This window comes from Shewanella sp., assembly GCF_048265805.1.
Taxonomy (GTDB): Bacteria; Pseudomonadota; Gammaproteobacteria; order Enterobacterales; family Shewanellaceae; genus Shewanella.
In genome coordinates this window covers 102,375-128,898 of record NZ_JBLXAT010000011.1, presented here as the reverse complement: position 1 = coordinate 128,898, position 26,524 = coordinate 102,375, and the positions used below count along the sequence as shown (strand labels likewise).

General features: G+C 48.2%; 19 protein-coding genes and 3 tRNA genes. 9 read left to right on the top strand and 13 right to left on the bottom strand.

Annotation, left to right across the window (positions count from 1 at the left end):
- Nucleotides 1-519, top strand: a 519-nt coding sequence (locus ACN0TT_RS09975; protein WP_417761995.1) for an IS5 family transposase, incomplete at its 5' end; no start/stop codon positions are given.
- 254 nt (nucleotides 520-773) lie between these two features.
- On the opposite strand, the gene panP is transcribed toward ACN0TT_RS09975, so the two are convergent.
- The 10 genes from panP to ACN0TT_RS09925 all read right to left on the bottom strand — a co-directional run bounded on the left by panP (nucleotide 774) and on the right by ACN0TT_RS09925 (nucleotide 15,976).
- Nucleotides 774-2,420: a pyridoxal-dependent aspartate 1-decarboxylase PanP gene (gene panP / locus ACN0TT_RS09970; RefSeq protein ID WP_417761994.1), complete on the bottom strand. Its 1,647-nt coding sequence runs from the start codon at nucleotides 2,418-2,420 to the stop codon at nucleotides 774-776.
- Between the two features lie 423 nt (nucleotides 2,421-2,843).
- Entirely contained in the window at nucleotides 2,844-4,001 is a 1,158-nt protein-coding gene (locus ACN0TT_RS09965) for a glycerate kinase (RefSeq protein ID WP_417761993.1), read from the bottom strand.
- A gap of 51 nt (nucleotides 4,002-4,052) precedes the next feature.
- Entirely contained in the window at nucleotides 4,053-5,411 is a 1,359-nt protein-coding gene (locus ACN0TT_RS09960) for a GntP family permease (RefSeq protein WP_417761992.1), read from the bottom strand.
- Nucleotides 5,412-5,578: 167 nt separating this feature from the next.
- Nucleotides 5,579-6,727: a sugar diacid recognition domain-containing protein gene (locus tag ACN0TT_RS09955; protein WP_417761991.1), complete on the bottom strand. Its 1,149-nt coding sequence runs from the start codon at nucleotides 6,725-6,727 to the stop codon at nucleotides 5,579-5,581.
- Between the two features lie 18 nt (nucleotides 6,728-6,745).
- Nucleotides 6,746-7,345: a uracil-DNA glycosylase family protein gene (locus ACN0TT_RS09950; RefSeq protein WP_417761990.1), complete on the bottom strand. Its 600-nt coding sequence runs from the start codon at nucleotides 7,343-7,345 to the stop codon at nucleotides 6,746-6,748.
- A 14-nt stretch (nucleotides 7,346-7,359) separates the two neighbouring features.
- Nucleotides 7,360-7,971, bottom strand: coding sequence for a hypothetical protein (locus tag ACN0TT_RS09945; RefSeq protein WP_417761989.1), 612 nt, complete (start codon nucleotides 7,969-7,971; stop codon nucleotides 7,360-7,362).
- Between the two features lie 400 nt (nucleotides 7,972-8,371).
- Complete coding sequence (locus tag ACN0TT_RS09940) at nucleotides 8,372-10,447, bottom strand: MtrB/PioB family decaheme-associated outer membrane protein (protein WP_417761988.1); 2,076 nt, start codon at nucleotides 10,445-10,447, stop codon at nucleotides 8,372-8,374.
- Nucleotides 10,448-10,459: 12 nt separating this feature from the next.
- The gene (locus tag ACN0TT_RS09935; protein WP_417761999.1) at nucleotides 10,460-11,425 is read right to left on the bottom strand and encodes a DmsE family decaheme c-type cytochrome; all 966 of its coding nucleotides are present in this window, start codon (nucleotides 11,423-11,425) and stop codon (nucleotides 10,460-10,462) included.
- 88 nt (nucleotides 11,426-11,513) lie between these two features.
- Nucleotides 11,514-13,505, bottom strand: coding sequence for an OmcA/MtrC family decaheme c-type cytochrome (locus ACN0TT_RS09930; RefSeq protein ID WP_417761987.1), 1,992 nt, complete (start codon nucleotides 13,503-13,505; stop codon nucleotides 11,514-11,516).
- 296 nt (nucleotides 13,506-13,801) lie between these two features.
- Entirely contained in the window at nucleotides 13,802-15,976 is a 2,175-nt protein-coding gene (locus ACN0TT_RS09925; RefSeq protein WP_417761986.1) for an OmcA/MtrC family decaheme c-type cytochrome, read from the bottom strand.
- A gap of 550 nt (nucleotides 15,977-16,526) precedes the next feature.
- Here ACN0TT_RS09925 and ACN0TT_RS09920 point away from each other — a divergent pair.
- From ACN0TT_RS09920 to miaE, 4 genes are all read left to right on the top strand, one after another.
- A complete protein-coding gene (locus tag ACN0TT_RS09920) occupies nucleotides 16,527-16,766 on the top strand; it encodes a FeoA family protein (protein WP_238894902.1) in 240 nt (79 codons plus the stop codon).
- Nucleotides 16,759-19,056, top strand: a complete 2,298-nt coding sequence (gene feoB, locus ACN0TT_RS09915; protein ID WP_417761985.1) for a Fe(2+) transporter permease subunit FeoB — start codon at nucleotides 16,759-16,761, stop codon at nucleotides 19,054-19,056. The genes ACN0TT_RS09920 and feoB overlap by 8 nt, the downstream gene beginning before the upstream one ends.
- Before the next feature lie 158 nt (nucleotides 19,057-19,214).
- A complete protein-coding gene (glnS, locus tag ACN0TT_RS09910; RefSeq protein WP_417761984.1) occupies nucleotides 19,215-20,885 on the top strand; it encodes a glutamine--tRNA ligase in 1,671 nt (556 codons plus the stop codon).
- A gap of 140 nt (nucleotides 20,886-21,025) precedes the next feature.
- Complete coding sequence (miaE, locus tag ACN0TT_RS09905) at nucleotides 21,026-21,799, top strand: tRNA isopentenyl-2-thiomethyl-A-37 hydroxylase MiaE (RefSeq protein ID WP_417761983.1); 774 nt, start codon at nucleotides 21,026-21,028, stop codon at nucleotides 21,797-21,799.
- A gap of 36 nt (nucleotides 21,800-21,835) precedes the next feature.
- Here miaE and ACN0TT_RS09900 read toward each other — a convergent pair whose 3' ends face one another.
- Nucleotides 21,836-22,564, bottom strand: a complete 729-nt coding sequence (locus tag ACN0TT_RS09900; RefSeq protein ID WP_417761982.1) for a UDP-2,3-diacylglucosamine diphosphatase — start codon at nucleotides 22,562-22,564, stop codon at nucleotides 21,836-21,838.
- A gap of 7 nt (nucleotides 22,565-22,571) precedes the next feature.
- Nucleotides 22,572-23,066 carry a peptidylprolyl isomerase gene (locus ACN0TT_RS09895; protein WP_417761981.1) on the bottom strand — a complete coding sequence of 165 codons (495 nt, stop codon included), beginning with the start codon at nucleotides 23,064-23,066 and terminating at the stop codon, nucleotides 22,572-22,574.
- A 146-nt stretch (nucleotides 23,067-23,212) separates the two neighbouring features.
- On the opposite strand from ACN0TT_RS09895, the gene cysS reads away from it, so the two are divergent.
- The gene (cysS, locus tag ACN0TT_RS09890) at nucleotides 23,213-24,592 is read left to right on the top strand and encodes a cysteine--tRNA ligase (protein ID WP_417761980.1); all 1,380 of its coding nucleotides are present in this window, start codon (nucleotides 23,213-23,215) and stop codon (nucleotides 24,590-24,592) included.
- A 289-nt stretch (nucleotides 24,593-24,881) separates the two neighbouring features.
- Here cysS and folD read toward each other — a convergent pair whose 3' ends face one another.
- Complete coding sequence (gene folD, locus ACN0TT_RS09885) at nucleotides 24,882-25,739, bottom strand: bifunctional methylenetetrahydrofolate dehydrogenase/methenyltetrahydrofolate cyclohydrolase FolD (RefSeq protein WP_417761979.1); 858 nt, start codon at nucleotides 25,737-25,739, stop codon at nucleotides 24,882-24,884.
- A 290-nt stretch (nucleotides 25,740-26,029) separates the two neighbouring features.
- Between folD and ACN0TT_RS09880 the strand changes: the two genes are divergently transcribed.
- The 3 genes from ACN0TT_RS09880 (at nucleotide 26,030) to ACN0TT_RS09870 (ending at nucleotide 26,334) form a co-directional block, all read left to right on the top strand.
- Nucleotides 26,030-26,106, top strand: a tRNA-Pro gene (locus tag ACN0TT_RS09880).
- A gap of 68 nt (nucleotides 26,107-26,174) precedes the next feature.
- Nucleotides 26,175-26,251: transfer RNA gene (locus ACN0TT_RS09875), tRNA-Arg, on the top strand.
- A 7-nt stretch (nucleotides 26,252-26,258) separates the two neighbouring features.
- Nucleotides 26,259-26,334, top strand: a tRNA-His gene (locus ACN0TT_RS09870).
- The last annotated feature ends 190 nt before the right edge of the window (nucleotides 26,335-26,524 follow it).

The window sequence follows — 26,524 nt, the reverse complement described above, 5'->3', positions numbered from 1 at the left end:
CAAGACAGTGATACAGAATGGTTGTTCATCGATGGCAGTATTGTCAAAGCACATCAGGATAGTGCGCGAAGTGGACGTAAAGATGAAGAAGCTATAGGCAAAAGCCGAGGTGGAAACTCAACTAAAATCCATTTGGTTGTAGATAGTGGCGGTTTGCCAGTTTATTTCGAATTATCGGGTGGTCAAGTCAACGATATTGTCCATGCAACAAGCTTAGTTAGTCATTCGCCAACAGCACAACAGGTCATTGCTGACAAGGGCTACGACAGTAATCCACTTCGAGGTGTGATTGAAGATAGAGGTAGCCAATCTCAGATCCCGCGGAAGCAAAATAGCATGGAAGGAAACCACGATATGGACAGGTGTTTATATAAATACCGACACTTGGTTGAGAACGCTTTCATGAAGATGAAGAAGTACCGAGCGGTAGCCACTCGGTATGACAAACTAGCAAGGAATTACCAAAGTATGGTTGCTCTGGCGTGCGTAATGATGTGGCTACCGATGTATTGCGACTAATAAATAAACAAAGATCAACACACTCTAGCTAGCGTGCAGCATTGGGTGAAGGATTTGTGTGGCGGATGTGTGAGGAAGCAAGCGCTCATGGGCCGCAGAAATGAAAACCCCATCTTTGGCAGATGGGCTTTGTGATTGATCTGTTTGAAATCCGCTGGCCGAATAAACGGCCGTATTCAGCGGAATCTTAATGACCTACAGCTTAGTCATGTTTTTTGAAACTGCTCAGCAGCAATGCGCCAATGAGCCAATGGCTAGTGGCATAACTGCATGAGTTTGCTGAGTAACTGGGTTTTGTCAGCCGCTATTTCTATTTCTTCGTTGAGCACGCCTTTGAGGATCTGCTCGGTGGTCAATGGATTAGCTAACACCACGCGAAATACGGTAATGGTTTGCCGTTGGTAACGTGCTGGCTGCAAGCGGGTACGCGATACAAATGACTTGCCTTGTTCACGCTGGCTTTTTTGAATGCTGCGGGTGAGATCATCCAGCACGGCGTTAATTTTGCTCACTTTTTCCCAGTCATTGATCGCAATCGCCTGTGTTAATGCTTGCTGGGCGTATTGCGGAACATAGCGGTAGGTTAGCAGGCATAACTCAGGTTCACTGATTAACTCAAAATCGGGGTGTTGCTTAATCACATTGGCAAAGTAACGCGCTTTTTCTAGCGAGTTATCGATAAGGATTTCATAGCCTTGGCGGCCAATAATTTGTAAACAGGCATGGACTAACATTGCCATTCCCGGACGGGAACCTTCTAACGTCTGACTCCCCAAATCTTTAGAACCTCGACGTAGAATATACTCAGCGTGATGCACAATTGCGCGAGCCAGTTCGGGATCACGAAAAATCACCATGCCAGCGCCCATTGGCACATACATCTGCTTGTGGGCGTCAATGGTGACAGAGTCGGCGCGTTCGATACCTTGCAGTAAATGACGGGCAGTATTCGACATCAAACTGGCGCCACCCCAAGCCGCATCCACGTGGAAGTGACACGCAAGCTCACTGGCTAAGTCAGCTAATTGTGGTAATGGGTCGATATTACCGGTTTCGGTGGTGCCTGCTACGCCCACTATCGCCATCACGCGCACACCACGCTGTTGTAGCTGTTGTGCCGTTTGGCGCATGGCGTCGACATCGACGCGGTTGTTGGCATCGGTTGGAATAGCAATAATATTGTTGCGGCCAATACCTAACAGATCGGCGGCTTTACCCAAGGAGTAGTGGCCACGCTCAGACACCAGAATTGCTAAGTCATTCCAGCCGTAATGGCGCAATCCCGCCATCAAACCATCGGCATTTATCCCCGCAAAGTCACCATCTGCTGTCAACAAGCGATTTCGAGCGATCCATAGCGCGGTTATGTTGGCAACTGTACCGCCAGAACAAAACGCCCCTAACGAATGATCGGCGCTGTGCATCCATTGCTGATAGAAGTTGTCTGATTCGCCATAGACTAAGTGGTGCATCATCCCCAGCACTTGTCGCTCAAGCGGGGTAAAGGCTTTTGAGGTTTCAATCTTGACCAAGTTTTGGTTCAAGCCCACCATCATTTTCGACAGTGGCAGCACAAAGTAGGGCATGGCTGAGGTCATGTGACCAATAAAGCTTGGCGCGGCAGTATGCACTGAGTGCGCGACTAAGCTTTGCATCATCTCTTCGGTATAGTCTGAGACGAACGTTGGCTCATCGGGGATCTCAAACGCGCAAAAATCTTCTTCGACTTCGTGAAGTGGTTTTTCCAAGGCAACAATGCTTTGGCTTAGAAAACCTTCCAGATCTTCAGATAGCGCATGCTCAATTTTACTTAGCGTAGATTCGGGCGCTTCTGGCACCGTAAAAATACGCAATAAGCTGGCTGCAGAGGCGGTTGCCTTTCGTGATTTACTGGCAGACATGAATCGAACAGTTCTCGCAAATAGTGCCTGATATGCAGGCCTAAGAATGGTGGGACACTTTACTGCAAGCCATTTATCCATACAAGCACTGCATTAGCAAGCCTTTGCGCAATCGGCGAAAAAATACAGGCTGACAAGCCAAGACAATGGCATTGTTCGACCAATGTCTAGCAATAGGCTGGTTAAAATGTGAGCATGGTAACGATGTCAGTCCTGCGGCCGATAAATTAAGGGGCTGCTGAACGTAGCAGCGAATTTGTGGAGTGGACTAAACGTTACGGACTGTGCCTCGTTCATAACGCACTTGATTTGAAGCAAAACAGATGTAAAAGCCTGATTTCAGATAATAAGTGCGACATTCATGGCAAGGTGTGGTTGCGATGACCGTAGCAAGCTGAGAGAAACTCGCTACGGTCATGTCGGTTAATGATGCCGTAAACCTAAGCGCCAAACCGCGGCGATGTTACTGGCGGCTCGGTGAAGGTTAGGGCGGGCGTTGGCTAAGGCTAACGCTAAATCGCTTGCGGATGGGATAATATCAAAAATCGCACTCATACCTTGTTCTAGCATCTTGTCGGCGCCTTCCCCAAGACAACCGGCAATGCCAATCACGGGAATTTGCTGCTGTTTAGCTACGCGTAACACCCCCATTGGTGTTTTACCAAACACGGTTTGACCGTCGATACGGCCTTCACCGGTGATCACCAGATCTGCACCAGCGATTTTGTCCGCAAGGCCAACCGCTTGCATCACAATATCGACACCAGGGCGCAGATTGCCCTCAAGGAACGTCATCACGCTAAAGCCCATACCTCCGGCGGCACCCGCGCCCGCAGTATTTTGTGCTTCGCGAAAGCCCAGTTGCTCGGCTACTTGGGCAAAGTGTGCCAAGGCGGTATCGAGTTGTGTCACCATTGCTGGCGTGGCGCCTTTTTGCGGGCCAAAGATAGCGGATGCCCCGCGCTCGCCACACAAAGGATTATCGACGTCGCATGCCACGTCAAAGGTGCATTCAGCTAAAGCTGGGTGTTGGCGAACAACGTCGATACTTTGTAGTTCGCTGAGTGCTGCCCCGCCTGCTGGCAGTGCTTTGCCATGTATATCTAACAATTGATAGCCCAGCGCTTGCATCATGCCCGCACCGCCGTCGTTAGTGGCACTGCCGCCCAAGCCGAGAATGATATGACGAATACCTCGATTAAGCGCATCGGCAATCAGTTCACCTGTACCATAACTTGTGCTGAGCAGTGGATTACGTTCTGCCGCTGCCACGTGGTGTAGCCCCGACGCAGCCGCCATCTCAATGACTGCCGTATTGGCGCCGAAGCTGCTATCTGCACCTAAAATGCCGTAGTGCGCCTCAACTGGCTGCCCCATCGGCCCGATGACGGTTTTATGGATAATCCGCCCGGCAGTGGCATCCACCATCGATTGCACTGTGCCTTCACCACCATCAGCTACCGGCACTTTAACGAACTGTGCATCAGGCAAATGCACGGCAAATGCTTCCGCAATAACCTCAGCAACTTCCAGTGCGCTAAGGCTCTCTTTAAAGGAATCAGGCGCTATCACTATTTTCATAGGGGGTTCCTGTTACAACATGAAAGCCACTTTGCAGTGGCTTCGCAGGTATTAAAGTAAAATTAAACTCAATAACCACACCAGCAATACTGCGACAACACCTTGTACTGCGGTTGCGGCCGTTTGGGCACGGTAGGCTTGTGAAACGCTCATGCGGCTAAATTGGGTAACAACCCAGAAGAAGCTATCGTTGGCGTGGGATACGGTCATCGCCCCAGCACCAATCGCCATTACCGTCAGTACGTGGCCCATTTCCGAACCCAGACCGATATCAGCCAGCATTGGCGCCACCATGGCTGAGGTCGTGACCAGTGCAACGGTAGATGAACCTTGGGCTGATTTAAGGGCTGCGGCGACAAGGAACGGCATAAAAATACCAATCCCCAGATCCGACAGCGTTGTACCCAGATAAGTACCGATGTCAGTTGCTTTGATGATGGCACCAAAGGCACCGCCAGCACCGGTGATCAACAAGATCGGTGCGGCAGCCACTAAACCGTCGGAGATACGTTGAGTAAACTCTTGGATGCGGTGAGTTGACTTCAGTAACGGTAACGACAGTACCAAACCAATCAGCAAGGCGTTCAGTGGTTGACCGAGGAAATTCAACACAGTAAAGGCAATATCTGAGCCGAATGGTTTAGCGGGTAGAGAGGCGATAGACCCCAAACAGATCAGAACAATGGGCGCAAAAATTGGTGCAAATGATGCCATCGCGCTTGGTAATTTACCGTAGCTGGCTTTTAGTTTGTCGAACTCTTCCGCTTGTTGCACTAATTCCTCAGCACCTTCGCCGTTTGGCTCCACCTGCAAAAAGCGGTTGGCCCACAGCATACCTGCAATTGCGGCAACCGCTGACACCAGCAGGCCGACGGCAATGACTAAGCCAAGGTTAGACTCCAGCCCCAAGTTACCCGCGGCAGCAATTGGCCCCGGGGTTGGCGGTACAAAGGTATGAGTCGCGTATAGGCCCGTGGCTAACGCTACGCTCATCGCAACACTGGATACTTTCATCCGGTTGGCCATCGATTGCTTCAAACTATTCAGAATGACAAAACCTGAGTCGCAAAACACAGGAATTGACACTATGTAGCCGATGATCGACATGGTTAATGTAGGAAAACGTTTGCCAATCAGCTTAATTACAGTGTCGGCCATGGTGATAGCCGCGCCGCTTTTTTCCAGAATCGTACCGATGATTGTCCCCAAAACAATCACTAAGCCGATGTAACCTAGGATATTACCAAATCCAGTACTGATGGTTTTGGTAATATCTTTGGCTGGCAAGCCGAAAGCAAATGCAGCAATTAATGACGCCAGTAGCAGCGTTAAAAATGGATGCAGTTTAAATTTGGTGGTGGCGATCACGATAAAAATGATCACCGCTAACAGGGTTAATACCAAGCTCATATGTGTCCCTTAATTGTTGTTATAGGGTGTTTTAATGGCGTTTTGTTACGCCGCTGTAGCAAAACAGACGGCTCTGCCATTATGAGCGAGGCAATTAAGCTTTAGCTTTAGAAAAAACTACCGAACTTGGGCAACTTTGCTGCTGTTATTTGTGTATTTGCACAAAGTTATTCAGGTTCTATACGGCTGAGGACATCGCCGAGATACAGCTGCAATAAACCATCCAGTGATGACAGGTCGATGCCGCTGATCTCCGCAATTTTTTCGAGGCGGTAGCGCAGGGTATTACGGTGAACATATAGGGCATCAGCACAACGTTGTTGGTCGCCAAAATGCTGCAGATATGCGCGCAGTGTTTTGAGCAATACTCCACGGCGGTCTTGCAGTTGTAGTTTGATGAATGGCATCGCCAGTTCGTGGCCGCGCCAATCGTTGCCCAACGATGACAACAGCACTGACACTGCATGATCTTGATACAAGTATTTCGTTTGCTCTGGCGCAGTATGCTTGCCCAGTTTGAGTGTTTCACAGGCGGTTTGATAGGAACGTTGCAGTCCGCCAGCTTCAGGAAAGTAATGCCCGAGCGCGATCTTTACCCGTCCTTTGGTATCTGCCGGTAGCCGTGCCAAGAGTTTTTCAATGCGCAGATCTTCCAGCTGTGGGTCCCAGCGCTTACCATCTAAAAATGCTGGTTTGAGGATCACCAATTGATCCATCGCCGTCATCGCCACTAAGTTGTCACGCTGCGGATACTCCAATAGCTGTTGAATATCTTTGAGTGTGGTGGCCAATATGCCATCGCCATTGAGTTCGATCAGCGCAGCCACTCGCGGCTGAGTCAAATCAATTTCGAGCTGTTGCGCCCAAGCATACATGCCGGCAGGCAGAGGGCCTTCTTGCCGTACGAGCTGCAAAATAAACTCTTCGCGTTGCCGTTTGTGCCACTGTTTCAGCTCAAGCGAGTTAGCCTGTTCAACCATCATCTCGGCAGTCATTTTCAGCAGTTCACCGTACTGACCTAGCTTAGCTGGATCACCAGTAATCCCCACCACCCCAATAATTTGGCCATGGTAATGCAGTGGCAAATTGACCCCTGCTTTGACGCCGTGCAGGCTCTGTAAACTGCCTTGGTCGATGGTTACGGCACGATTTTGGCTAATCGCTAGCAGTGCACCTTCGTGAACCGTGTTGATACGGCTTTTGTCACCGGAACCGAGAATAACGCCTTGGCTATTCATCACATTGATGTTGTGTTGAATAATGCGCATGGTGCGGTCAACAATTTGCTGGGCAATTGCCGCATCAAGAAAATACATGGTTAGGCTCCAGAGAATTTAATGCCGATGCAGTAAGCTGGCGATACGTTGTTGTAGCCGCGGTAGCTGCTGCGCTTCAAACTGAGGGTGTTGTGCTAGCCAACGGTTATTACGTGGGCTTGGATGCGGCAATACCATCAGCTGTGGCCATAATTGTTGCCAATGAGTGGTGAGCTGTGCAAGTGGCTGTTTGGCAAATTCGGTATTGGCTAAGTGCCAAGCTATGGCAAAACGACCAAGTAGCAAGGTAAGTTCAATGTTGGGAAGGGCTGCCAGCAGCGGTTGTCGCCAAGTAGCGGCACATTCAGGTCTTGGTGCCGCGTCGCCAGCTGTCGCTTTACCAGGATAACAAAACCCCATCGGTACGATGGCAAACTGGTTGGGGTCGTAAAAAGTCTCTTTGTCTACTGCCAGCCAACGACGTAATCGCTCGCCGCTGGCGTCATCAAACGGTCGTCCTCGTTGGTGTGTCACTTGCCCTGGCGCTTGGCCCGCAATCAGAATACGGGCATTGCTGCTGGCTTGCAGTATCGGTTTAGGCCCAAGCGGCAGCCCCTGACAGAGATGGCATTGACGGATAGTTGCGACTAATGCATCACATGGGGTTGGTTTGGTCATTGGCTAGGCGGCCACTAATGACGCGTTACTGTTTCATAAAGAGCAACTAACTGGTGTATGAACCAACCCGTACTGACGATTACCAGCAGCCAACGTGACATATTGAATAGTGGACTTTTGTTGGTTTGCCATTGGCTAGCCACCAAGGCGAGTACGATGGCAAACGGTGTAATTAATGATGAAAATAGCAATGCGGGTAACAGATAACATAGGCTAGCGATTAGCAGGTAGCTGCCAGCATTAGCCGTTGGCGCTTTAGCGCTATTTTTAATTAAAAATGGCAGGCTAGCGATAGCAATGGCAACCAGCACTAGGCCTAAATAGAATGCCATTTCAGCTAAGGTGCGCTGATCATAAATAGCCAATGCTGCACCGAACAGTGCAATGAAGATGCCGATGGTACTATGCCACCTAACACAGCGTGAACTTTGGTACTGTCCATTGAAATAAAACAGCGCTTGCAACGGAATGTTGACCAGCGTGTAGCCGCCAACCAGCATCATAATGACAATGCTTGCCAGCAGACTCCCCGATTGTGGGTGATTGACCTCTGCCGCCAATACGACGGGGCTGCAAGCCGCAGAACTTAGCGCTATTGCACGAAAGAATGTACGAAGAAAATTCATAGCTGTTGGGGAAGATGTTCAAGGTGCAGGTACATTGTCGTAATTGCCGTACGCTAGCAAGTGACAATATCGCAAATTAGTAAATTTACTGATAAATAGGCAAAAAAATAGGCGGATCCCTCCGCCGAAGTATCACAAGGTAATGGAATATTGCGTGGTTGAGAAACTTACGAGTTACTACTTTGCTGCGCCAGTTATTGTTAGCCCAACAAAATTCAATTTATAACAAAAATACAACACTTACTCAGTGTAGGAGCTATACCACTGGAACTCAAGAGAAATCTATAAACTTTTTGTATCAGTAAGTTATTTTATAATGTGTCTATTGTTTAACCAAAAAATAAAACCCGCGCGTGGCGGGTTTTATTAACGAGTTTTGTAACAGAGTTAAGCGACTGTATTACAGTTTGTAATTCACACTCAGCATCAACATGTTAGCAGTGTAGTCATGGTCGATATTGCCAAAGCTGACTAAGTTCCAGATGCTATTCACGTCAATGTCGTTAGCTTCGTCGTTATCTTCATAACGTTGGAAACGGTAATCAAGGCGCAGCGCGACTTTCTCAGTTGCTTGGTATTGAGCGTAGAGCGACAAATTATGCTCTTTGGCAAAGTAAGCACCAAAATCACCAGTTACTGCTTGGCGTACGACGGTGTTGGAGTCTGAGTCAGAGTAGGTGTAATCCAGCCCTAGACGCAGTTTCTTTTCCCACAGATTGTCGTAGTAGGCACCAAAACCGACCACATCGACGGTGTCACGCACGTCAGCAAACCAGTTAGCGTTACCAAAGTTACTGCTACCAGCTTGTTGAGACTTGATGATCTGATGGTTGTAGAACAGATTCATGTTCAAGTCTTTGGTTGCTTGGTAGTTGACGTTGATGTCCATGCTACCGTCACGTGATTCAGTTAAACCGATGTCTGTGTTGTCGTATTCGTCATAAGCATAACGACCACCAAAATCGACGGTGAGGTTATCCAATGGTGTGTGCGACACACGCAGCTCTACCATAGTGCGTTCGCGGTCGGCCATGTAGTACTTACGCAGCAAGGCATTATTTTCAGTAGAGGTGTAACGGCCAGCTTGATAGTTTGAACCATCACGGTTGCCGTAACTGCCTTTGACCCACATATTCCAGTGCTCAAAGCTGTTCAGTGTAAAACGGCCCCACAAAGTGTTTTCGTTGGTGTTTTCACGGTCTTCGTAGCTACGTTCTTCACGTTTAAAGTCATAGCCGCCTTCGACTTTCATACCTGAGCTGATACGGTAGTCGGCAGACAATTTGGCTTTGTGAGTAGTGCTATCTAGTGGAGTGTTGTATGCCACTTGGCCGTTAACATCGCTAACACTGATTTGTGTCCACGGTTCGATATCAGTTTTGTTATCGCGGTCGTAGTAATCGTAGCTGGCACTGATACGGACATCGCCAAAGCGTTGAGTCCCGTTCAAGTCCACACCGACGATATCAACCTGTGCATCGGCATTTCCTTCAGGCAGGCTATAGCCGTACCCTAAGGTTGAGAAGCTTTCATCTTGACTCATACGGCCGATCAGCACACGACCTGACAGTAAAGCTCCCATGTCGGTATAAAGACCACTGAGCGAGACTGTATGTGCTTGGTTATCAGGATCTTCTGATAAATAAGCCACGGTCTGTCCTGCGGTTTGGCCGAATGGGTTGGCGTAACCTAAGCTGTCGTTATCGTTTTTGAAACGAGAACCGTTGTAGGCAAGGGCAGTAAACCAATGGTCGCCGCTCAACTTCACGCCTGCTTCAAAGGTATCGGTGGTGTAATCCACATTCTGTGGCAGCATAGTGGCTTGGTTGAAAATCACCCCAGAGGTGGATTTTGTGCCGGTTTTTTCTTCACGTTGGTAATTAACGTAAGTGCTCCACAGCGAATCGGCTGAGTATTCAGTGTCCAATGAATAGCGTTTGCGTTTCAAAGACATTTCCAGTGGGTTAACCAAGGAAACATCAACACCGTTACCTGTGCCGGCATTGGCCCAGTTAGCTGGCAGTGATAAAAACTCACCACTGCGGCTAAAAGGTGTTACGGCGTTAGTGTTGCCGTAGGTTTCCATCTGACGCAAACCAGCAGTTACTGCATATTTACCCGGTTTTCTCGCACTAATGCTAGCGCTACCAGTGTCCATACCTAGGTCATGAGCGGTTAATGTCAGGCGGTAGCCGCTTTCAGCAACGTGGGTGATATCAGCATCAATCTTAGTTGCCACATCGTTGTCGGTTCCCATTGCATTAGCTGAGCGGAGATCGTGTCCATCGTTAACATAACCTACGCCAGCGCTGATATTGCCTTCGGTGCCTGTTTGCACTTTACAAGCATTACATTTCCACTTGTCCAAGCTCACTTTTTCAGTGTTGGCATTGGCTAGGCCGTAACCGTCAGCAGCCATGGCGACCCCCGCATTGGCCAGCAAAGCAACGGTAATTACGTTCAATCTGAAGTTCATCTTGCTGTCTCCTTAGCGTTGCAGCAGCTTGCCGGATGGATTGTTAGAGCCGTGGATCTGACTGTGACAGTTCAGACAGCTCTTACCGCCGGTAAATGCTGAACCATTGACGGTACCGCCCAGGCCGGTATTGCCTTGGTAAGCACGGCTTGCGTGGCCATCACTTGCGTGACATTGCTGGCAAAGCTGTGGAGGACGTGCGGTAAGCATCGCTTGGTTTACGGTGCCATGAGGGTTGTGACAGTTAACACAGTTGTCTGTCACTGGGGCGTGTTCCCATAGTTTTGGACCACGTTTTTCAGCATGGCAGCTATAGCAAGTGTCGTTAATGGTTGGTTTAACCAAATCGGCTTCAGTTGTTGTACCGTGTGGATTGTGGCAATCGGTACATACCATTTGATTCCATTTCAATGGATGAGCTGAACGTTTGTTCATGTCAGCTTTCTGCTTGGTATGGCAGCTAGTACATACGGCAACTTCAGTATCTTTAGCCAAAATTGGGTCTTTAGCAGCATGGATTGTGTGACAAGATGCACAAGCAATATCTGCACTAGAGTGGTGGCTGCTTTCCCAATTCATCCGTTTGTCGTCTTGGTGACAGCTCAAACATACACTGTTTTGTTTTTCAGCGGGCAGGGTTGAGTCTTTACCAAAGGCGATCATCGGCTCGTTCGCGCCCCGGTGTTTGCCCTGAGGACCGTGGCAGGCTTCACATTGCAGGCCAGCCATTGGGCTCTTTGATGAGGTAATTGCACCATGCACACCACCGAAAATCGCCATAACTTTGTCGCTACGTTTATGGCACATCAAGCAGGTGTCAGCGCCTTTTGCAGAGTATTTTCCCTCTTCAAATTTCTTATCCAGCGTGGTTTCAACCTCTGCAGGGGTCATTTTCTTATCCCACACCGATGCGTTAGCGGTATGGGTGAAGCTAAATGCCATCACTGCTACCAATACGGCAGAGCTTAGTGCTGACATTAGTTTTTGTTGTGTTTTCATCATTGCATCCTTGATTTGTCCAAACTAAATGAAGGGCAGGGACGTGGGTCCCTGCTGTTCGGGCAAATTACAAATTCACTTGGGTGTGATCCGCCGCTGTTGGTTTGTGACAGTAGAAACAAGTTTCAGACTGTGCAGCTTGGTTAGCTTGGGTGTAATCCCCATTCACTACCGCACCATAGCTTTCCAGTGTCGCTTGGCTATGCAAACCGTCTGAACCCAGCGCGTGGCAAGAAGTACATACCGCAGTGATAGGCGTAGTGTATTGACCAGCCGCTGTCGCCAAAGCGCCTTTTTTCTCAAATGCGCCAGTGTTGAAGGCGTTGTGACATTGCTGACAGTCAGTAATTACACCAACGGCGTTGTGTACAACGTGCAGCTTCTCTTCAAATGGACCCTTGTTTGCGCCATTGGCGTAGGTGCCATCGGGAGTGTGACAAGCCACACAGCCATCTAGACCCACCACGCCATCACGAGCAATCTGTTCGCTCAATACGAAACCTGCGTGATAGCCTTTGTGCAGTGAGAAAGTGTCGCCGTGACATTGCTGACACGCACCATAGTTCACTGAGTCAGTGTGGCGATGCGATGGCGCACTACCTGATTTAGTACCGAAAGCTAGCGCAGCTTTCATACTGGTAGTTGCAGAGTCTTCGGCGCAGTTAATCACTGAGTTCGCATCAGAACACATTTCTAAACCTACGAAGGTGAAGGCGGTGTCTTTATCGCCAGTACCAAATGGCAGTGCAGGTGTTGTGAAACTCAGCGTATTGCCATCAATATTGATGCTGTCTTGCAGCGTATTGTCAGTAACAAAATCCTGCGCGATGTGGCCAAATGGATTGCTTGCGCTAGCGTTATATCCCATGGCTGGGAAATTAGGGCCAACGTTTGTCGCTGTTTCCAGACGTTTGATTTTTGGCAGTTCGCTTTGTGCATCCAGCGGATTACCTTCACCGTCCAGCAGCGTGATGCGGATAGTGGCTGTATCATCAGCATTTGGCGTTAGAGTAACATTCATGCCACGTGAATCAATCACAGCATGTTTGTTGTTGATACCTTCGCTGTGAACTTCTTTAGTCCATTCAGGGGTATGACATGCCACACAACTGCTGTTGTCTTGTTGCACTGAGTGACCTGTGCCACTCGCAAAATCGATGTTGCTGTGACAGCTACCACACGCTTCAGCAGTAGGTACGCGATTCCAGTTACTCCAATCTGGAGTTTGTTCACCTCTGTCATTGTGACAAGTTTGACAGCTCATCAAGCTATCGCCTGGGAAAGCTGGAGCAATTGCGCCGTCAGTATTGGTGAAGTGTTTTTCGTGGATCAGCATGCTAAAGCGATCATCAGGGTCACGCAGACGGCTAGGGTTGTGGCAGCTTGCACACATGTTGACGTCTTTGTAAGAACCACCATGGTGCGCGGTGCTGACATCGCCGTGACAGGTGTTACAGCTGTCAGTTGCGACAATCTTACGAGTATAGATTGCTGCAGAACCATCAACGTTGAAGTCAACAATAGCGGCGGTATTTGGTACCGCAGTGCCATCTGGCAGCGGAGTATTGTACAAACGCAGCATAATGCGTTGGGCAAACTCTGGATTGAAAGCTGAACGCGTGGCTTCAGCGTTGGTCAGATTAGTGCCGAAGGTATAGGTATAAACGCCGTTGCGTTTATCTTCCAATGTACCTGGGCAGCTAGATGCTACGTTACAGGTTTCATCGACCAGATATTGCCATTCTGAGGCATTACCCATACCGGTGGCATCTTGCGGTGCTAATTGCAGCGCGTAGAAACGAATTTGTTGTAGACCGACGATAGCTTCATCGTCTTGATTTGTGACCAAAAAGCGTACGCTGGCTACACCGTCAGTCACACTCTCCTCATAAAAGCTAACTTTCATGCTGGAAATAGTCATTGCTGGCTGACCACCTGTGCCACCATCGTTGCCATCTGTACCGTCATTGCCATCACCGCCGCCGCAACCGGCAAGCGCTAACGACAAAGCGCCAGAGGCGAACCACCGAGCGTATTTTGATTTAAGTGCGTTCATCATTTTTCCCTGCAGAATTAAGCAACAAGTCAGTGGCGAAAAGCTAAAAGTCGAACTTATTGTTAATATGCGCCACGTACTTATGCTGGAAAACATTCCCCTGTAGAGAGGCTAACTCACAAATCACTTTTATTCCGCTGAGCTGCGATTAATGTGTGATTTAGATCTGCCTATTTCTAAAGGAGTAATCCCTAATTTCGTAAAAAGTGAAATTTGAGGATTTTTCATTCAAACCTAGCCAATCTAAGGCAAAAAGGGGACGCCAAATGGCGTTCCCTTTTTCTCAGATTAGCTAGGTGTTAATTACCATGTGCCTCTAGCAGTTGATCCACTGTATGACAGGTTCTACAGGTTTCAGCTGCTCGGTTTTGCACATCCTCCTTGCTCGTACCATTGATGATGCCACCGTTGGTTTCAATGTGACTGCGAGTTGCATCAGTCAAATAGGGTTGGTGGCAAGATAGGCAGGCACCAGCATCTGATGACACCCAAATATCATTGCCAGTAGCATCACCGAAGCGCCATACGCGATCGGCTGAGCGACCTAGTTGAATACCGTTGTCGGTATGACAGGTCATACAGTCACTCTTGATCACTGTGCCTGAACTCATACCATTATGGTTAAGTTCATGACCTGGGCGATGGTGTGCTTTAAAGGCGAAGCTAGTTGGAATGCGCCCACCTGGGTAACCGTCTTCAGCACGAAGCGTTTTATCTGGAGTATGGCATGAGCCACAGTTAACACCGTTATCGTAGTGGTGGATTTCGGCGCCATGGCAACCTTGACACTTAGTTGGGTCAATAATGCTACGACGTGCGGCGGCAGTGGCGCTGCTGTCTGGGCCAGTTGCACCCCACACAAACTGATAAGGTGTTTGTTGAATGTAAGTTCGGCGAGTATTGTCTGCACTGCAATCAGTCAGCGTAATATCATCTATGCCATAACCACCATTATTGAAACAAGCTTGCAGCGTAGACCAGATCTCAAAGGTTTTACCTTGAGCATCAGCGGGCAGGCTAAAGCTGCTTGCTAAGCTATAGGTATGGCTTTCAGCATCATAGGTACCTGAACTCAGTGCAATACGACGTTGCGCGTATGATGCGTCTTCATAGGCAGGGAAATCTTTATCAACATCCCACGCTACTACCATGCGGCTACTTTGGCTCACTACGGTTTGATCAACTGCATTGCCATCTTGGTCTAACACTTGTACATCGAAGGTCAGATTGCCGTTGTCATTGGTGGCAACGTTAGAAACAGCCACACTCATTGCTTGTGCTTCGGTGTAGGCTTTCAACACATCACCATGGCGTTTAACGGCACTGCCAGTGCCCTGATAAGGCGATTCGGCTTGGTGACAAGACATACAGTTGGTGCTGCTGTGGTTGTTTGATGGTTTTTCTGAATGACAAGCGATACATGCTGTATTACTTTGTTCAGCTGTGAACAGTGCAGCGTCTTTTGGTGCGTTCGCACCTTCTACATGGCACACCGCGCAATCGGCACCAGGTTTATGTGGGAATGCGACATTACCAAAGTCATAAACATTGCCACCGTAACCGACGATTTTGTATGGTGCGGCGACTTGTTCTCCATCGGCATTGAAAGTATGGCGTTCTTCACCGCGGTGAATCGCGTGGATCATGTAAGTGAAGTCAATGCTATTACCTGATTCTGGATCACCTGATGTTGAGGTATGGCACACAACGCAGTTTTCAATATCCATGCGGCGTCCGCCGTGCATTTTCAAACTGTCAGGTTGGTGACAGGTATAACAAGCATCAATGGATACAACGTTACGGGTTTGAATGTCATCGGTTGAACCGCTAGATGGTTGCCAGTCGTAATGGGCATTAACTGCCAAATCAGCAGACAAACGCAGTTCAAGGGTCACGCGCTGTGTGTCGTTGGCATCAAAGGCAACGGTTACCGGTGAGGTGACATTGGCGATATTTTGTTGGTAAGTATAACTATAAGAACCATCACCATTATCTACTAAACAGGTGTCACAGGCTGATGCGGCTTCAACGCTCGCTTGGAATTCATTTCGTGGCGTAATGCCACTGACATCTGTAGGAGCATTATTGGGGGCTTGCTCACTATTGATGTATGACAACCATTGATAGCCGTGGTCAAAATCTGCTGAGCCATCAGCGGCGGTATCAACAATGTGAGTCAACTGCGCGATACCAAAACGGATATCGTTGCTATTGGTTAAGCCTGTGATAGCGACACCGTTAGCATTGGTTAACAGAAAGTTGACTGTTACAGTACCGTCCGCCACGCTAGCGCTTTCAATGGATGCACCGAGCGTGGTGGCATTGTCAATGTTGATGGTCGCCAAACCTGGCTCGCCATCAATGCCATCTTGACCATCTTCGCCACTCCCGCCACATCCTGCGAGCGCTAAAGATAGTATGCCGGCTCCCAACAACGCTTTATAAGCGGTATTGAATTTAAACCGTTTCATCATTCATTTTTCCCTGCAAAAATTTTGTATTCATCACTGATGTGCGGCTGTGCGAATGAAAAGGACACATTCAGTGTGTGGAATTTAGTTTCCAGAATATTAGGCTATCCAATAGCACGCTTTTAAGCAGTTAATTTAGCCATGTTATGTGACTGAGATCGGACTATTTATAAAGAGTTAGTTAATTTATTGACGTAAGTTAACGAATGGACATTTACGTACAAATTTTGACAATGCGAAAAAAATGCGACTCGTGCGAGCGTGTGAGGGCAGGAAGTAGACCTGAATTTTATGGGGAAATACTATCACTGTTAATAACAAGCGGTTTCAACTATCGGCTCGCAGATTAGGATTTTTGAATAGGAGCCACAATCTTGGCAAATTTTCACGTTAAATTTGCTGTATGTGGTTTATTCCTAGTTTTTTTTGTCTCATAATACAGAACACAATTGAAAACTATTCTCGTTTACAAAAGTATCACCGAGACTCTTTCCAAGTTGTAGCAGACAGCAATGCTTTTTCAATTACGGTGATACTAAAGATGGTAGGTAGAATGAAGTTAAATGAATTGAACCCCGGTGACCACGCTATCATCAGTGATGTTGGTCAGATAGATCTTCCTTCGTCTGTAAAACGTAAGCTACTGTCTCTCGGCATTACGCCAAATACCCGCCTTTCTCTAATTCGTCGAGCTCCACTAGGTTCGGGCTTAGAACTCGACATCCGCGGCAGTAAGCTATGTGTCCGTCAAGATTTGGCGAAAATCATTGAGGTGGAGAGGACGAATGACTAAGCAGTTTCATTGCGTCACCGTTGGTAACCCTAACGCTGGTAAATCGACATTATTTAATGCCTTGACCGGCTCAAACCAACAAGTTGGTAATTGGGCCGGTGTCACCGTTGAGAAAAAAACGGGGCGTTTTACCTTAAATGATACGGATGTTTATTTAACCGATTTACCTGGTATCTACGATATTCTTCCGGCTGGCAAGGATTGTGATTGCTCGTTGGACGAGCAAATCGCTCAACAATATCTCGCCAATCAACAAACTGATGGCATCATCAATATGGTTGATGCGACTAACATTGAACGCCATCTGTTTTTAACTGTGCAGTTGCGCGAATTGGGTATCCCAATGGTGGTGATACTCAACAAAATCGATGCGGCGTTAAAGCGTGGTGTCACTGTTGATACAGAAGCCATGGCCGAAGCCTTGGGTTGTCCGGTCATTGCTGTGACGTCGCGTGATTCTAAAGATGTCGAGAAAGTCAAGGCGTTAGTGGTACGTTTTTTAGAGGGCACAGTGTCTGCTGACCCGCTACTGCTGGATTACGGCCCAGAAGTTGAACGCAGTGTTGCCGCATTAATGACTCAGCAGTATGTCGCAAACCGTGGTCGTGCGCTGGCGATGCTGGCCAATGGTATCGGCTGTGGAAGTTGTGAACGTGGTCAAGGTGACCAATATGTTGAAGAGTGTGCCGCAGCCCTTGCTGCTAACGGCAAAGATATCGAAATGGTTGCTGCTACCACTCGCTTTAATTTCGTCGAGACAGTATTTGCCAAAGCCGTACAGCAAAAAGCGCTGTTAACCTTTAGTGACCGCATTGACCAAATAACCCTGCATCCGGTGCTGGGCATCCCGATTTTCTTAGGGGTGATGTACCTGATGTTCATGTTTGCCATTAACGTGGGCAGTGCATTTATCGACTTCTTTGATATTGCCGCTGGGGCACTATTTGTTGATCATTTGGGCGCGTGGTTGAACCAACTTGGCTCACCTGAGTGGTTGGTGACTTTGATTGCTGGCGGTATTGGCCAAGGGATCCAAACAGTTTGTACCTTTATCCCAGTGATTATGGCGTTGTTCCTTGCACTCTCAGTGCTCGAAGGTTCGGGCTATATGGCTCGCGCAGCATTTGTGGTTGATGGCTTGATGCGTCGCATTGGCTTACCGGGTAAAGCGTTTGTACCGATGATTGTTGGTTTTGGTTGTTCGGTGCCAGCAATTATGGCAACGCGTACGTTAGGTAGTCAGCGTGAACGTATTGTTACGGGGATGATGGCACCATTTATGTCATGTGGTGCGCGTTTGCCTGTATATGCGTTGTTTGCTGCCGCATTCTTCCCAACCTCAGGTCAAAACTTGGTTTTCGGCTTGTATCTGTTGGGGATTTTGGCTGCGATTGGCACCGGTTTCTTGCTACGCAAAACGATTTTACCGGGTAACAGCAGTGCCGTAGTGATGGAGTTACCAACCTATGAATTGCCAAAATGGCGCGCAGTGGCTTCACGTACCAGTAAGCGCACTAAGAGCTTTATTCTTGGTGCCGGTAAAACCATTATCATCGTGGTGACTGTACTGAACTTCATCAATGCGATTGGCACTGATGGCACCTTTGGTCATGAAGACAGTAAAGAGTCGTTACTGAGTGTTGCGAGCCAGAAAGTTACACCGTTTTTCGCTCCGATGGGACTTGAGCAGGATAACTGGCAAGCGACCGTAGGGATCATTACCGGTCTATTTGCTAAAGAAGCGGTAGTAGGTACGTTAAATAGTCTCTATAGCACTGAAGCGCAACACGGTGGCGAGTTAGCCCCTCTGTCAGACAGCTTTAAAGAAGCATTGCAAACCATTCCCGAAAACTTGCTGGGCATTTCACCTGATGATCCGTTGTCAATCTCGGTTGGACATGTTGATAAGCTGGATGAAGCCGCTGCGGAGCAAGGTGTGAATGAGTCAACCTTTGGCGCCTTGCAACAGGGTTTTGCTGGTCAACTTTCTGCCTTTAGTTATCTGCTGTTTATTTTGCTGTATACCCCATGTGTTGCCGCTATGGGAGCACTGGTTAACGAGTTTGGCCCTCGTTGGGCAGCATTTGCTGCAACGTGGACTTTCTCCTTGGCGTATGGCTCTGCCACCGTGGTCTATCAAGGGGCGACCTTTACCGAACATCCATTACAATCCACTATTTGGATTGGGGTATTTGTGGTTGCTCTAGTCGTGTTCTACCAATGGTTGAAACACAAAGGTAAGCGTGCGCAACAGATTATTCCCGGCATTAAGGTGATCGCCGGCCAATAATCGAGATACTTGTTTGAAAAGCAGCCAATAAGGCTGCTTTTCTTTTACAGAGTCGTTGACGCCATACGCACCAATTCTTATTCTACTTAGATTGTCAGCGGGCATGATGTTAAATCATGCCCGTTTTATCAGGTTTGCACGGTGCAAAGAGGAAATACATGAGTCAGGTGGACACTGAAGTTCGTCCGAGTAACTTCATTCGCAATATCATTGATGAGGATTTGGCTAGCGGCAAGCACACGAGTGTGCATACCCGTTTTCCGCCAGAGCCAAACGGCTACCTCCATATCGGTCACGCAAAATCCATTTGCTTGAACTTCGGTATTGCTCGTGACTACCAGGGACAGTGTAACTTACGCTTTGACGACACTAACCCTGAGAAAGAGAACATCGATTACGTTAACTCCATCAAAGAAGACGTGCATTGGCTCGGTTTTCAATGGAGTGGTGATATTCACTACTCATCAGATTATTTCGATAAGCTGTATGGCTACGCACTGGAGCTGATCAACAAAGGATTGGCGTATGTGTGTTTCCTTAACGGTGAACAAACCCGTGAATACCGCGGTACATTAAAAGCACCAGGGAAAAATAGCCCATATCGCGATACTAGTGTGGAAGAGAACTTAGCACTGTTTGAAAAAATGCGTGCGGGTGAGTTCAAAGAAGGTGAGTGTTCACTGCGTGCTAAAATCGATATGGCATCGCCATTCATGTGTATGCGCGACCCAGTGATTTACCGCATTAAGTTTGCCCATCACCACCAAACAGGTGACAAGTGGTGTATCTATCCAATGTACGATTTCACCCATTGTATCTCTGATGCGCTGGAAGAGATCACCCATAGTATCTGTACCTTGGAGTTCCAAGATAACCGCCGTTTGTACGATTGGGTATTGGATCACTTAGATGATTTCAACAAACCTAACCGCACGCGTCAGTACGAGTTTTCTCGTCTGAATCTGGAATACACCGTGATGTCAAAGCGTAAGCTGAACGACTTGGTGGTACGCGGTTTGGTGAGCGGCTGGGATGATCCTCGTATGCCAACGGTTGCTGGCTTGCGTCGTCGTGGTTTTACCCCTTCATCCATTCGCGAATTTTGTGACCGTATTGGTGTGACCAAGCAGGATAACCTGATTGAAATTGGTATGTTGGAAGCGTGTATTCGTGATGAACTGAACGAATTTGCGCCACGTGCGATGGCGGTGATCAAGCCGATTAAGCTGATCATTGAAAACTATCCGGCAGGCCAGTTTGAAACCATTAAAGCTCCAGCGCACCCTAACGACGAAAGTTTAGGTGAACGCGAACTGCCATTCGGCCGTGAGTTGTACATTGATGCAGCAGACTTCCGTGAAGAAGCCAACAAGCACTACAAACGTTTAGTGCTTGGCAAAGAAGTTCGTTTGCGTAATGCATACGTCATCAAGGCTGAACGTTGTGACAAAGATGCCGAAGGCAATGTCACCACCGTTTACTGTACCTACGATGCAGAGACCTTAGGTAGCAATCCAAGTGATGGTCGCAAGGTTAAAGGCGTGATCCATTGGGTAGAGCAGACTCACGCTAAACCTGCAGAGTTCCGTTTGTATGACCGCTTGTTTGTTGATCCAAACCCTGCGGCAGCCGAGACGGTTGATGAAGTGCTGAATCCAGAATCTCTGGTGGTTGCTCATGGCTTTGTTGAACCAGGTTTGGTAGCTGCACCAGTGAGCAAGGCGTATCAGTTCGAGCGTGAAGGGTATTTCTGTGCCGATAGTAAAGATTCAACGCCGGATGCGCTGGTGTTTAACCGCACCGTAGCATTGCGTGATTCATTCGCATAATCGCTAATTATGTGAGTTTTAAAAGGCGCCGAAAGGCGCCTTTTTGTTGTTATTGGACTCAATGAAGAACGGTTTGCACTAGGCAGCTACCAACGTGGTTGTTAGAATCGCTGCCAATTTTTGACAGCAAGCGTTTGACTATGTACCAGCAACTATTGGCTCCTGTGCACGAGTTTCTCGGCTGTGAAACTCCAGAATCATGGATTGAGGAAGCCGCTAAGCCTGAGCGACTGTCGCTACTGCTTATCGACCACTGTAACTGCGAGCTTAAGGCGGCCCAAACGGCGATGTTTCTTATCCGCAAATACGCCGTAGATGAAGCCAGCGGTCAACTATTGCTTGAATGGGCGAAACCCTACGAAGAGTTTGTTTATCACCGTGACCGCGATATCAATCGCTTTATGGCGCGTGATAGTCGTAAAAATGAGTTGGCGGCGCAGCTGAACGCCAAAGCAGGCTTTGCTCATGGCCAAGACTTGATTGCGAAAATGGTGCGTTTGATTAAAGAGGAGTTTCATCATTTCGAGCAAGTGCTCGAGCTGATGCAAGCGCGGGATATTCCCTACAGCAATATTCGTGCGGGTCGTTATGCGAAAGGGTTAATGCGCCAAGTGATTACTCATGAACCGCAAACCTTAATCGATAAGCTGATTATCGGCGCGTTAATCGAAGCGCGTTCATGTGAGCGTTTTGCCAAACTCGCACCGTATTTAGATGATGAACTAGGGCGCTTTTACGTGTCGCTGCTGCGCTCAGAAGCGCGTCATTATCAAGACTATCTAACGTTGGCGGAGGCAGTTGCCGGAGCAGATATCAGCGATCGGGTGGCTTATCTGGTGGTGCAAGAAGCTAAGCTAATCCAGCAGGAAGATAATGAATTTCGTTTTCATAGCGGCGTGCCGAGCGTGGCATAATTTGGCTGGATAACAGCGCTGAGACTCTGCTCGGCGCTAAACCGTTGGGCTATTTTCGGCAAATGGTAATGATTGCAGTTCCATCCCCTCTGGCGTGACCACCAACACGCTCCCTTGTTCGTACCAATCACCCACCACTGCACGCGTTTTACCATTGGGCAGAGCGTGAATTGCTGGACGATGTGTATGCCCATGGATCATCAGCATGGCTTGTTGGCCGTTAAGTAGCTCACACACTGCATCTGGCGTTACATCCATGATCTGCTCATGTTTGTACTGATTTTGCTGCTTACTGTTGGCGCGCAACTTTGCAGCTATGGCTATCCGTTTCTTCTTGGTCAGTAACTTAAAGCCTAAGCGCACCAATGGATTGTTGCGGAAGCGGCGAAACTTTTGGTAGTCGTGATCTAGCGTGCATAGGCTATCACCGTGCAAAATTACGGTAGTTTGTTGATACAGCTTGGTGATAAACACTTCTGGCAATAACTGCATACCTGCGCGTTTGGCAAAACGCTTACCGAGCAGAAAATCACGGTTACCGTGGACGAAAAACAACGGAATGCGTTGGCTTATTTGCTGAAGCTTGTCAGCAACTTGCAGTGCAAATGGCTCTGCCAAGTCATCACCGACCCAAACTTCAAATAGGTCGCCCAAAATATACAAGGCGTCCGCTTGTTCGATGTTATCTAAAAAGCGGAAGAAGGCATCGAGGATATCAGGACGATCTGCACTTAAGTGCAGATCGCCGATGAACAAAGTTTGCATGCGTCGATTATTCGCCGATGCTCACTTTTTCAATCACAACAGCTTCCAATGGTACGTCTTGGTGCATACCATGGTTGCCAGTTGCAACGTTTTTGATTTTGTTGACAACGTCCATACCTTCAACCACTTCGCCAAATACGCAGTAACCCCAACCTTGCAGTGATTCACTTTTGTGATCCAAGAAGGTGTTGTCGTTAACGTTGATGAAGAACTGAGCGGTCGCAGAGTGTGGATCTTGGGTACGTGCCATGGCGATAGCGCCAACTTTATTGCTCAGGCCGTTGTTCGCTTCGTTTTTCACTGGTGCATTGGTAGGCTTTTGTTGCATTTCAGCAGTGAAACCGCCGCCTTGGATCATAAAGCCATCAATCACACGGTGAAAGACTGTGCCGTCGTAGAAGCCTTCTTGTGCGTATTGCAGAAAGTTTGCTGCGGTTTCTGGCGCTTTTTCTTCGTTAAGAGCCAGTTTGATATCGCCGTGGTTGGTGTGCAAAGTGATCATAGTAGTTCCTTTGAGCTAAATTCGTGGGCGGATTCTAACTTATCCATCAATGGCGCGAAAGGGCGGTATTCAAGAGCATGGTGCAATGCTAAACTCTTGAGCCAATTTCGAGCCACACGTTTATATAGAGTACAAGAGAAAATTCGATGTTGAAGATTTACAACAGTCTGAGCCGCCAGAAAGAGGAATTTAAGCCAATTGTCCCCGGAAAAGTGGGCATGTATGTCTGTGGTGTGACCATTTACGACTTGTGTCACATTGGACATGGCAGGACGTTTGTGTCGTTTGACATGATTGTACGCTATTTGCGCTACGCCGGTTATGAAGTCAATTTTTTGCGCAACATTACCGATGTGGATGACAAAATCATCAAACGTGCGAACGAAAATGGTGAAAGCTGTGATGCGTTGACGGAGCGTTTGATTGCTGAAATGCATGCCGACTTTGATGCACTTAACATGCAACGCCCTGATTTTGAACCGCGTGCTACACTGCACATCAATGAAATCATTGAGATGGTGCAGCAACTGATCGAACGTGGCCACGCCTATGTGGCCGATGATGGCGATGTGTTATTTAGTGTGGAATCGTTCAAAGAATATGGCCGCTTGTCTGGGCAAGACGTAGAGCAGCTGCAAGCAGGGGCGCGTGTAGAAGTAGACCAAGCCAAACGCAATCCGATGGATTTCGTGCTGTGGAAGATGTCAAAGCCAGGTGAACCCACCTGGGATTCACCTTGGGGGGCTGGCCGTCCAGGTTGGCATATCGAATGTTCGGCAATGAACAGTAAACACTTAGGTTCCCACTTTGATATTCACGGTGGTGGTTCTGATTTGATGTTCCCGCATCATGAGAACGAAATCGCCCAATCTTGCTGTGCGCATGATGCCAAGTATGTGAACTACTGGATGCACACTGGTATGGTGATGGTAGACAGAGAGAAGATGTCAAAATCGCTGGGTAACTTCTTTACCATCCGCGACGTGCTGGCACATTACGACGCCGAAACTGTGCGTTATTTCTTACTGTCAGGGCATTACCGTAGCCAACTGAACTATTCTGAAGATAACCTCAAACAAGCGCGCGCTTCGCTAGAGCGCATGTATACTTCGCTGAAAGATTTGGATTTAACTGTAGCCGCTGCTGATGCCTGTGAATATGTTGAACGCTTTAGAACGGCCATGGATGACGATTTCAACACGCCAGAAGCGTACTCAGTGCTGTTCGATATGGTGCGCGAGGTCAATCGCCTGAAAGGCAGTGACTATAGCGCAGCTTCAGCTTTGGCGGTCGCAATGAAACAGCTTGCCGATGTGTTGGGAATTTTGTCATCGACACCGGAAGCGTTTTTCCAAGGAGAAGGCAACGACGATGAGGTGGCAGAGATTGAAGCTTTGATCGTTGAACGTAATCGTGCTCGTGCTGAAAAAGACTGGCCTGCCGCAGATAAAGCGCGTGATCGTTTAAATGAGCTAGGCATTGTGTTGGAAGATGGCGCCAACGGTACTACGTGGCGTAAGAAGTAATTTTCACGCACATCTGTGTAAATAGAAAAGCCGACATCACGTCTAGTGCCGATCGCTTTAAGTAATTAACGATTCTGAGCAGACTTCATAATCGGCCTCAACATCGTCGTTGAGGCCGATTTTTTATTAAAGACTTAAAGGTTAACGCCGAGTTTTTGCCAAGAATATCGCCTCAACGCGTTTGCTAAACAGCAATATCCATCACGCTCTAGAGATAAAAATGCCACTGGCTCTTAAGCTAGTGGCATTAACATCACGTTGGCTTTTTGTCTGCAAAATGCGGGTCTGATTAATTGTCGTGATATTTTTCCGCGGCAAATAAGGTGTTTTCTAAGAGGCTCGCAATCGTCATTGGGCCTACACCACCGGGAACTGGGGTGATGTAACTCGCGCGAGCCGCCGCACTGGCAAACTCAACGTCGCCGACCAAACGGCCATCCGCTAAACGATTAATCCCCACATCAATCACTACTGCACCGGGTTTAATCCATTCACCGGGAATAAATCCAGGCTTGCCGACGGCAACAACGACTAAATCGGCACGGCTGACTTTGTCTTGCAAATCGTGGGTAAAACGGTGGCAAGTGGTGGTCGTGCAACCTGCAAGCAGCAATTCGAGTGTCATTGGTCGGCCAACGATATTAGAGGCGCCAACCACAACGGCATCTAAGCCGTGAGTTTTAATGCCGGTAGACTCAATCAGCGTCATGATTCCTTTGGGTGTGCACGAGCGCAGTACCGGAATACGTTGAGCAAGACGACCTACGTTATAAGGGTGGAAACCGTCCACATCTTTGTCGGGCTGAATGCGTTCAATAACTTTGGTGTCGTCAATATGGGCAGGTAAAGGCAACTGCACTAAAATTCCATCAATACTGCGGTCAGCATTGAGAGTATCAATCAGCGTCAGCAATTCCGCTTCGCTGGTCTCGACAGGCAGGTCGTAAGAGCGTGACAGAAAACCAACTTCTTCACATGCTTTACGTTTACTACCAACGTAGACTTGCGATGCCGGGTCGCTGCCGACCAGAATTACCGCGAGTCCTGGAATGTGTTGTCCCGCCGCTTGGCGGTCTGTGACTTTTTGTTTGAGTAGTTGTCGAATGGATTGGGCTATCGCTTTGCCATCTATCAGTTGGGCAGTCATGGGTGTAGGGGTTCCTTTGTTATGGCGCGATGTTTGAAAAAGCGGCGACATTTTAACAGTGGAGGCATTGGGTGTCATGGTGATTGGTGCGCCAGAACACAGAATTTGCCATTTGCAGCACTAAATTTCAGCATCTGAATTTATTGCCCCAAAAAATCGTTGACGCAATGAGGTCTAATCGCTAACATGCGCCCCGTTCTCAAGCAGTGGGGCTGGTTTGAATACCAAATCAAACGCCAAGCTGATGTTTAGCAAACAGATGTGTTAAACATTATTCTTGAAACGACTCTCGGTGATTAGCGCAGTCCGGTAGCGCATCTGGTTTGGGACCAGAGGGTCAGAGGTTCGAATCCTCTATCACCGACCAAATTTTAGGGCAGTGTGCTATAAACATTGTCAGTACCGAACAGGATGCAACATGAAGTTGCCGCCCTTGCGCCCGTAGCTCAGTTGGATAGAGCATCCGCCTTCTAAGCGGATGGTCGCAGGTTCGAATCCTGCCGGGCGTACCAAATTATGGTGATTGTAGCTCAGTTGGTAGAGCCCTGGATTGTGATTCCAGTTGTCGTGGGTTCGAGCCCCATCAGTCACCCCATTATTTAGATTTCAAAAAAAGCGACCTTGAGTCGCTTTTTTTGTACCTTTAATCGGCCATTGTGGCTCGACTCCTCGCTGGGGCATGGCTATAATGCTGCGTCTTGATAAACATCAACAATTGTACGACAGATGCTCGCGAGCGTTTATATGCGGCATTTAAGTCAACATAATCGTCAAGAAACGAATAC